The 8,150-nt window shown below is 68.9% G+C and carries 7 protein-coding genes; all 7 read left to right on the top strand.

Annotation, left to right across the window (positions count from 1 at the left end; all coding sequences use genetic code 11):
* The first annotated feature begins 306 nt into the window (after positions 1-306).
* Genes ACYVID_RS17930 through mnhG form a run of 7 tightly spaced genes read left to right on the top strand, consistent with a single transcriptional unit; the run spans position 307 to position 7,079 of the window.
* Positions 307-1,395 carry a calcium/sodium antiporter gene (locus tag ACYVID_RS17930; RefSeq protein WP_460739412.1) on the top strand — a complete coding sequence of 363 codons (1,089 nt, stop codon included), beginning with the start codon at positions 307-309 and terminating at the stop codon, positions 1,393-1,395.
* A gap of 43 nt (positions 1,396-1,438) precedes the next feature.
* On the top strand, positions 1,439-4,174 hold the full coding sequence (gene mbhE, locus ACYVID_RS17925; RefSeq protein WP_460739410.1) for a hydrogen gas-evolving membrane-bound hydrogenase subunit E: 2,736 nt from the start codon (positions 1,439-1,441) through the stop codon (positions 4,172-4,174).
* A complete protein-coding gene (locus ACYVID_RS17920; RefSeq protein WP_179661762.1) occupies positions 4,171-4,527 on the top strand; it encodes a sodium:proton antiporter in 357 nt (118 codons plus the stop codon). The genes mbhE and ACYVID_RS17920 overlap by 4 nt, the downstream gene beginning before the upstream one ends.
* Positions 4,524-6,098 carry a monovalent cation/H+ antiporter subunit D family protein gene (locus ACYVID_RS17915; RefSeq protein WP_460739408.1) on the top strand — a complete coding sequence of 525 codons (1,575 nt, stop codon included), beginning with the start codon at positions 4,524-4,526 and terminating at the stop codon, positions 6,096-6,098. The genes ACYVID_RS17920 and ACYVID_RS17915 overlap by 4 nt, the downstream gene beginning before the upstream one ends.
* On the top strand, positions 6,095-6,478 hold the full coding sequence (locus ACYVID_RS17910) for a Na+/H+ antiporter subunit E (protein WP_460739406.1): 384 nt from the start codon (positions 6,095-6,097) through the stop codon (positions 6,476-6,478). Before ACYVID_RS17915 ends, ACYVID_RS17910 begins: the two co-directional genes overlap by 4 nt.
* Positions 6,479-6,483: 5 nt before the next feature.
* Entirely contained in the window at positions 6,484-6,756 is a 273-nt protein-coding gene (locus ACYVID_RS17905) for a monovalent cation/H+ antiporter complex subunit F (protein WP_460739404.1), read from the top strand.
* Positions 6,753-7,079, top strand: a complete 327-nt coding sequence (gene mnhG, locus ACYVID_RS17900; protein WP_068324857.1) for a monovalent cation/H(+) antiporter subunit G — start codon at positions 6,753-6,755, stop codon at positions 7,077-7,079. Before ACYVID_RS17905 ends, mnhG begins: the two co-directional genes overlap by 4 nt.
* The last annotated feature ends 1,071 nt before the right edge of the window (positions 7,080-8,150 follow it).

Genomic DNA, 8,150 nt, shown 5'->3' with positions numbered 1-8,150 from the left:
ACAACACCCGCCGCCGGCACAGCTGGTGCGGCTACCTGTCCCCATCCACCTACGAGGCCCACCGGGACGCTACGCTGCCAACCGCCGCGTAATCACACCCCGTGTCCAAGATCCGGGGGTAAGGCCCCTTCCGAGACCGTCAGGAGCAGTGTCGATGTCCTTTTCGATCCGGCCAGTCAGGCAGCGCCAGTTGCCTGCGAGGATGGCAGTACTCATCGGCACCCGGACAGAGCTTGCCGCGCCGCTGATCGCGGACCGCCATTGCCCATCAGCGGCCGGGCGCGCTCAGAGTCTTGCTCTCAGCCTGTGAGCGCAGTCGACGTCGCTCTTGTGGCGATCGGGCTGGTCATCTTGGTCGGTGGCGGTGAGCTTCTGGTGAGGGGGGCATCGGATCTCGCGGCTCGTGTCGGCCTCTCCTCGCTGGTCATCGGGTTGACGGTGGTGGCCTTCTCCACGTCGTCGCCAGAGATGGCCGTCACTGTCGGCGCGGTCTTGGAAGGGCAACCCGACTTGGCGGTCGGCAACGTTGTGGGCAGCAACATCGTGAACGTCCTACTGATCCTGGGTGCCTCCGCGCTGCTCCTACCGTTGACGGTGCGCGCACAGTTGATTCGTCTGGACGTGCCGGTGATGGTCGGGGTGTCAATGTGCTTGTTGCTGCTGTCGCTGGACGGCCGCCTGAGCCTTGCTGACGGGTTCTTTCTGGTCACGGTGCTAGTCGTCTACACCGCGGTGTCGGTCGTTGTGGGGCGACGCAGTGCGCCGTATGTCCGCGAGTCAACAGTGGGCGAGAAGGAACGACCGGTGTGGCTGCTCCTCCTGGCGGTGCTCGGCGGGGTGGCGCTGTTGGTCGTCGGAGCGCAGCTGCTGGTCGAGGGTGCGGTCGGCATCGCTGAGGGGTTTGGGGTGAGTGGCCTGGTGGTCGGGCTCACGGTGGTTGCGGTAGGTACCTCGCTCCCTGAGCTGGCGACGTCCCTCATTGCTGTTCGACGCGGTGAGCGCGACCTGGCGGTCGGCAACATCGTCGGCAGCAACATCTTCAACATCGCTGCTGTGCTGGGCGTCGCCGCCTTGGTGGCCGATGACGGGGTACCGGTCGCAGACGCGGCCGTGGCCCTCGACATCCCGCTCATGATCGCCGCAGCGGTCGCGCTGCTGCCCGTGGCTTTCACCGGGATGGCCATCGCCCGTTGGGAGGGCGCGCTGTTCCTCGGGTTGTACGCCGCGTTCACCGCTTACGTGGTGCTGGCAGCCACCGAGCACGACGCGCTCGGGGGCTTCACGGCCATGATGATCTGGTTCACCTTGCCGTTGGTCGCGATCACCTTGGTCGTCCTCGGGGCCTACGAGATTGGTCGGCGTCGCGCGGCTCGCGAGCCGCTGGCGCCGTCCTGAGGCTCCGGATGTCCGACGAGCGTCACGACCCGAGGAGGCCGACGTGCTGCTCGCCCTGAGCGCCTTGACGGTCTTGGCCGTCCTGGCTCCGCTCCTTGCCCGCTTGGGCTTGGGCCGGGAGCTCGGCTACGTGTTCGCCGCTGGTTTCGCGGGGGTCGCGATCCTGATCGCGTTCCACGTGCCGCAGATCCTTGACGGGGGCACGGTCGAGACCTCCATGGACTGGTTGCCGTCGTTGGGGGTCTCGTTCGCCCTGCGGCTCAACGGACTCTCGTCGCTGTTCGCGTTGATGGTGCTCGGCGTAGGCGCCTTGATCATGGCCTACTGCCCTCGCTACTTGAGCTCGCACGATCCCCATGGGGCCATCTACGGACTGCTCACGCTGTTCGCGGCCGCCATGCTGGGGCTGGTGCTTGCCGCCGATGTTGTGCTCCTCTTCGTGTTCTGGGAGGCCACCACCTACTGTTCCTTCCTGCTGCTCGGGCTGGCCGGGGGCCGGGCCACCCGGCCGGCCCGGCGGGCTCTGCTGATCACCGCAGCCGGCGGTCTGGCCCTGCTGGTAGCCGTGGTGCTCCTCACCGTGGTCACCGGGAGCACGGCAATCAGCGACATCCTGGCCGACCGCGAGGTGATCCTCGCGTCACCGCTGGCATTGCCGATCGGCGCCCTGATCGCGTTCGCCGCGTTTACCAAGTCAGCCCAGGTGCCGCTGCATTTCTGGCTACCCGGTGCGATGGTGGCGATGACCCCGGTCAGCGCCTTCCTGCATGCGGCGACGATGGTCAAGGCCGGTGTGTACCTGCTGATGCTGGTCTCGCCCATCTTCTCGGGCGTGCCCGCATGGTCGGCGCTCCTGGTCTCGATCGGATTGACCTCGGCGTTGTGGGGCGCCTTCATGGCCCTGCGCCAGCACGATCTGAAGGCCATCCTCGCCCACTCGACCGTCAGCCAGCTCGGGCTGCTGGTTGCCGCCATCGGCGTCGGCACCCCGATCGCTCTTGCCGCCGCCATGCTCCACACCATCGCCCACGCGCTGTTCAAGGCGACGTTGTTCATGCTCGTCGGAATCATCGACAAGGAGGCAGGTAGTCGCGACATCCGGGAGCTGTCCGGGCTGTGGCGGGTGATGCCGGTGACCGCGACGATGACAGCGCTGGCCGGACTCTCGATGGCCGGCATCGTGCCGATGCTCGGCTTCGTGAGCAAGGAATACCTCTTCCAAGGAATCTTCCAGGCCGACTTCGCCCCAGCGGCGGGGCTGGTCGCCGGCTCGATCGCAGTCGCCGCATCGGCGCTGACCACGGCCTACGGGCTGCGCATCGTCTACGGCGCTTTCGGCGGCAGCACTCACCAACCCGGCCTCTACGAGCCGTCGCCGGCGTTCCTGGCCCCTGCGGCGATCGCGGCGTTGGCCGGCTTGGTCTTGGGCGCCGGCATCGACTTGTTGAACCCGCTCGTGGCACGAGCCGGCGCCGATGTCGTGCCTGGCGAGCCATTGGGGGCGTTCCAGTTCTGGCACGGACTCAGTCCTGAGATCGTCATGTCCGTCATCGCATTCAGCTCTGGGCTGATGCTCTTCCTGCGTCGACACCAGGTGGACCGACTGCTCGACCGGGTCGTGGTTCCCGACGCCGGGGCAGCGTTCGACCGGGCCCACGCCGGACTGATTGCGTTCGGATACCGGGTCGGGCAGCCGGACCGCGCGGGCGGGACGATGAGCCACCTTGTCCGGCCCCTTGGTGGCGTCGTTTTTCTCGCGGCAGTCGGATTCGTGACGCTGCGCAACCTCCCGCCGGTGCGACCCGCCGACACGGTGGGTGACTGGGTGGTGGTCGGCTTGTTCGCTCTCGGCGTCGCGGCCGCCGTGGTCGCCCGTGACACCCTCGCGGCCGTTGCTGCGCTCGGGTTCGTCGGCTTGCTGATGGCGGCCCTGTTCGTGACCGCTGGCGCGCCGGACGTCGCGCTGACCCTCGTGCTGGTCGAGGTGTTGACCGCCGTCGTCGTGGTCTGGGTGCTGCGTCGGCTGCCGGCGCGGTTGCCCACCGGGGACGGGCCGCGACTGCCGTGGTCGGTGCTCGCGCTCGCCTGCGGGCTCGCCGCCGCATCGGCGACGTACGCCCTGACCGGGCGGCGAGGTCCGTCAACCGCCTCGTCGTTCTTTCTCGACAACGCCGAGGCGGCGACCGGAGGCACCAACGTGGTCAACACCATCCTGGTGGACTTCCGGGCGATGGACACCCTTGGCGAGGCAGTCGTTCTCGGCGCGGTCGCGCTCGGGCTGCTCGCTCTGCTCGGCTCCACCGCCGCAGATGATCACACCCCGGAGCCACCCGCCGACGCCGACCATCTCAGCGCCGCCGCATCGGTGTTCCTCCAAGTGAGCGCACGGCTGGTCGTGCCGGGCGCGGCGCTGGTGGCTGCCTACCTGCTCTACGTCGGCCACGACGCCCCCGGCGGAGGATTCATCGCCGCCCTCGTCGCAGGCGCCGCGGCCGCGACCCACCAGATCGCACACGGACGGCTACCGAGGTGGTCGCGACCTGAGCTGCTAGTCGGGAGTGGGATCTTGGTCTCCCTCGGCACCGGACTGCTGGCGAGCGCCAAGGGCGAGGCTGTGCTGGCGCCGTTCAAGCTGCCCGGACTGGACGCGGTCGGTGTCGGCTCGGCACTGCTGTTCGACATCGGTGTCATGCTCATGGTCCTCGGTATGCTGACGGCCGCCGTCGACCGCTTCGCGGCGCGCACCCACCGGGCCGAGTCGTCAAGGGTGCACCCGTGACCGCGGCGATCATCGTCGGCCTGCTGGTGGCCGGCGGGGTGTGGTTCCTCGCACAGCCCGGGCTCCTGCGCGTGATCCTCGGATTCGTGCTCCTGGGCCATGGCGTCAACGTGCTGTTGCTGGCGTCGGGTGGTCTCGATCGCCGCCGGGCGCCCTTCGTCGGCGATGGTGCCGGGGACCCCGCCGCCTTGGCGGACCCGCTGCCCCAGGCCTTCGTCCTGACCGCCGTGGTGATCACGTTCGGGGTCAGCGTCTATCTGCTGGCGATCCTGCGCGCGGAGTCCGTCGAAGACCCGGACGTGAGCGCAGCAGATGACATGGACGAGACGGACGAACCGAGGGCGGGCCGATGAGCCCGATGCTGCTGGCGCTGCCGGTCTTCGCTCCCTTGGCAGGCGTCGGAATGGTCTTGCTCCTGTCCCGACGCGGCGCGGGCTCGGCGGGTGCCCCGCCAAGGATCGCTCGAGCGGTCGGGTGGGGCGTCACGGTCGTTGTGCTGGTGGCGTCCATGGTGTTGCTGACCTCCGCCCTCGACGGGGACATAGCGACCCTGCGGCTCGGGGGCTGGCCGTCCGGCATCGCGATCGTGCTCGTCGCCGATGTCCTCGGCGCCCTCATGATGGCGGTCACGTCGCTGCTGGTGCTGCTGAGCCTCGTTTTCGCGGCTGCGACAGGCGAGGACGACGGCCACTTCGTCGCGTTGGCCCTGGTGCTCTCCACCGGTGTGTACGGCGCGATGCTCACCGGCGACCTGTTCTCGTTGTTCGTGTTCGTCGAGGTGATGCTGGTTCCGAGCTACGTGCTCCTGATCCGATCCGGAGGGCGGCGTCGGCTGGCGGCCGGACAACGCTACGTCAGCGTCAACCTGCTCGCCTCCACCCTGTTCCTGGCTGGCGTCGGCCTGCTCTACGGCGTCACAGGCACCGTCGACCTCGGCGAGCTGGCAGGTGCTGCCCGCAACCCGGCGGCTGCGCTCGCGACCGCAGTGGTGCTGTTGGCCCTGGGGATCAAGGCCGCGATCGTGCCCCTGCACAGCTGGCTCCCGAGCAGCTACGCCGTAGCCGGCCCCGCCGTGGTCGTACTCTTCTCCGGTCTTCTCACCAAGGTTGGTGTCTATGCGCTGTTCCGGATCTATGCCGTCGTGTTCGACGGCGACCGACGCTGGTTGTGGATCTTCCTCGTCCTCGGGCTGCTCACCATGGTGGTCGGCGTCCTCGCTGCACTGGGGGAGCGCTCCGTTCGATCTGTGTTGACCTTTCACATGGTCAGCCAGATCGGCTACATGCTGCTCGGCCTGGGGTTGTTCACCACCGCCGGGTTGGCGGCCGGCATCTTCTTCCTCGTCCAGTACGTCCTGGTCAAGGCAGCGCTACTGATGTGCGCCGGCGCCATCGAGGTCCGCCACGGCACCGACGAGCTGCGTCTCTTGGGCGGAATCGGCCGCACGGAACCCGTGCTCGCGGGGGCATTCGGGATCTCCGCACTGGCACTGGTCGGTGTCCCGCCGCTCTCCGGCTTCGTCGCCAAGCTGAAACTCGTGCAGGCAGCCGTCGCCGAGCACCAGTACGCCGCAGTGGCAGCGGTGGCGGTCGTCAGCCTGCTCACCTTGGTCTCGATGCTGAAGTTGTGGAACGCCATCTTCACCCAGCCCGAGCCCCAGCCCGAGTCCCAGCCCGTGACGAGACCGGGTGCTGGACCGTCGACCGAAGCAACGATCATGGTGGTCCCGTCGCGCTCTGGTCCGATCCTGCCCCCGGCCGATGCGATCGCGTCGCGGCCGCTGCTGCTGGCCCCCGCGGTCGTCCTGGCCGGGGTGGCGGTGTCGCTCGGCCTCGCTGCGGAGCCGCTGCTCGTTGTCTGCGAGCGGGCGGCCGATGGTCTGGTCGACGTCGGAACGTATGTCGAGGCGGTGACCTCGCCATGACCGGGGCCCGTGCTCCTCGTCCTGTCCGCCTGGCTCTGTTCGTGGTGGTCTACGGGTGGCGCTACCTGAAGGCCAACGTGCAGGTCGCAGCGACCATCCTGACGGGCCGGCCGCGGCTCGCGCCGGCCCTGGTCGAGGTGCGGCTGCGGTGCCGGACCGACGCAGAGGTGGCCGCCTACATGGGCTTGATCACCCTGACTCCCGGCACTATGGCCGTCTCCCTCAGTCCTGACAGCACGCGGCTGATCGTGCACGGCATGCACGCCTCCGACACGACGGCATTTCGCGCAGACCTGGCGCGGCTCGAGGCGGAGCTGCTTGACGCCGTCCGCCGGCTGGAGCGGGGCGGCACGGCCCCCAACGGAATGGAAGAAGGGTGAGTGGCGTGGCGCCGTCTCTGGGCTCGGTGCTGGACCTTGCGCTGTTGGTGCTCGCAGGCACGCTCGTCGCGGCCATAGTGCGGATGGTGCGCGGCCCCACCGACGCCGACCGGGCACTGGCGGCCGACGTTGGCTTCGCGGTTCTCATCGCCGCCGTGGCGCTCCTGGCGGCGCGACTCGACGAGCCGACCCTCTACAGCCTCGTCATGGTGGCAACCCTGGCCGGATTTCTCACCACCGTCGCGCTTGCGCGGCTGGTCGATCGGCGTTCGCCGTGAGTGCCCAGGAGCTGGCCGCTGGAGTGCTGGTGCTCGTGGGCGTCGCGCTGTTCGCGAGCGCCGCGGTAGGACTGCTGTGGCTGCCCGACGTATACGCCCGAATCAACGCGGCCGCGAAGGCCGCCGGACTTGGCGTGGTCAGTGTGTTGCTCGGTGTCCTGATCCTCGACCCGAGTCCGGCCTCGGTGATCACTCTCAGCCTCGCGATCGTGCTACAGCTGCTCACCGTGCCTATTGCCGGCATCGCCATCGCCGAGGCGGCCTGGCTCTCGAGAGCCCCTCGGACACCAAGCACCCAGGACGAGCTCGAATCTCCACCCTGAAGGTCGTGCAGCCCGTGAGGGGCGAGTTGGTGGTCGACGAGCGAGTGGGCCAGCGCGGGAACTGACGTAGCCACGCTCGCGGACCCCGACTGATCAGCTCGGCGACCGGGTTCCATAACCGGGACGGGAGAGACCACTCCTGATCACCATCCGGGCAACGAGGCCCGGACCGACGACAACGGTGGTGATCAGCATGGACGACCTACTCATCCTCCTCGGACTGGCTCTCTGGCTCGGCCTCTGGGCGGCTCGTGAGCTCGGCTGGTGCGGTGTCAGGCGCGGGCAGGCGAGCGCAGCGGCACGGCGCAACCGGCGACACTCGTCCCACGGGTCCGTGCCCGAGGGTGGTTCCGACGGCCCGTACGTCGACGCGGCGGGGAGGCGTCCATGATGCTCCTCAGGCTGTCTGGTGCTGCGATGCCCGCGAGCGGCGACCCGTTCCACCCCCACGTGCGACTCCCTGTCTCGGGTGCCTGGTCGCGCACGGATGCTCGACGAGGTCGTACGTCATCTCCAGGCAGGGTGCTGCGTGCACGTGACCCTGACGATCCCGCACCGCGGACTGCTCTCGTTCGTGCGACGGCGCAGCACTGCCACGGGGGTTGCGGGACCCGACGCGAGTCGCGTGACGGTGAGGTTCGAACACGAGCCGAGCGCGTTGAGGGGGGCCTGGAGGGCTTGGGCATGGCGGCGCGGCATCGGAGGACCTGGACACCCGCGCTCGAACGAATGTGCGCTCGACACACTCCTGGCTCCGGCCGAGCCCCACCCCGCTGAAACGACGGCCCATCGGGCGAATCGACGCTGCGAGGGCAGGCCCCACGTGCGCGCCGACGCAGGAATGCCACTGTCGTGGGACGTCGTCGATGAGCTCCACCGCTGGGTGTCCGTCGGCGATGAAGCCCACCTGGTGCTGACGGTGCCCCACTCCCCGGTCTCGCGCGACTGTCGGCGGCCGCGAGAAACTGCCCGGAGACGGCCACGAAGCTGCCCGCTGGCGGTCATGAGAACTGCCCACTGACGGCCATGGGATCTGCCCGACACGACGTCGTCTGCCTTGCCGCGGTCCGC

Source organism: Nocardioides ginkgobilobae (assembly GCF_054781275.1).
The sequence above is the reverse complement of the archived record's forward strand: the minus strand, read 5'-3'. Positions and strand labels throughout refer to the sequence as shown.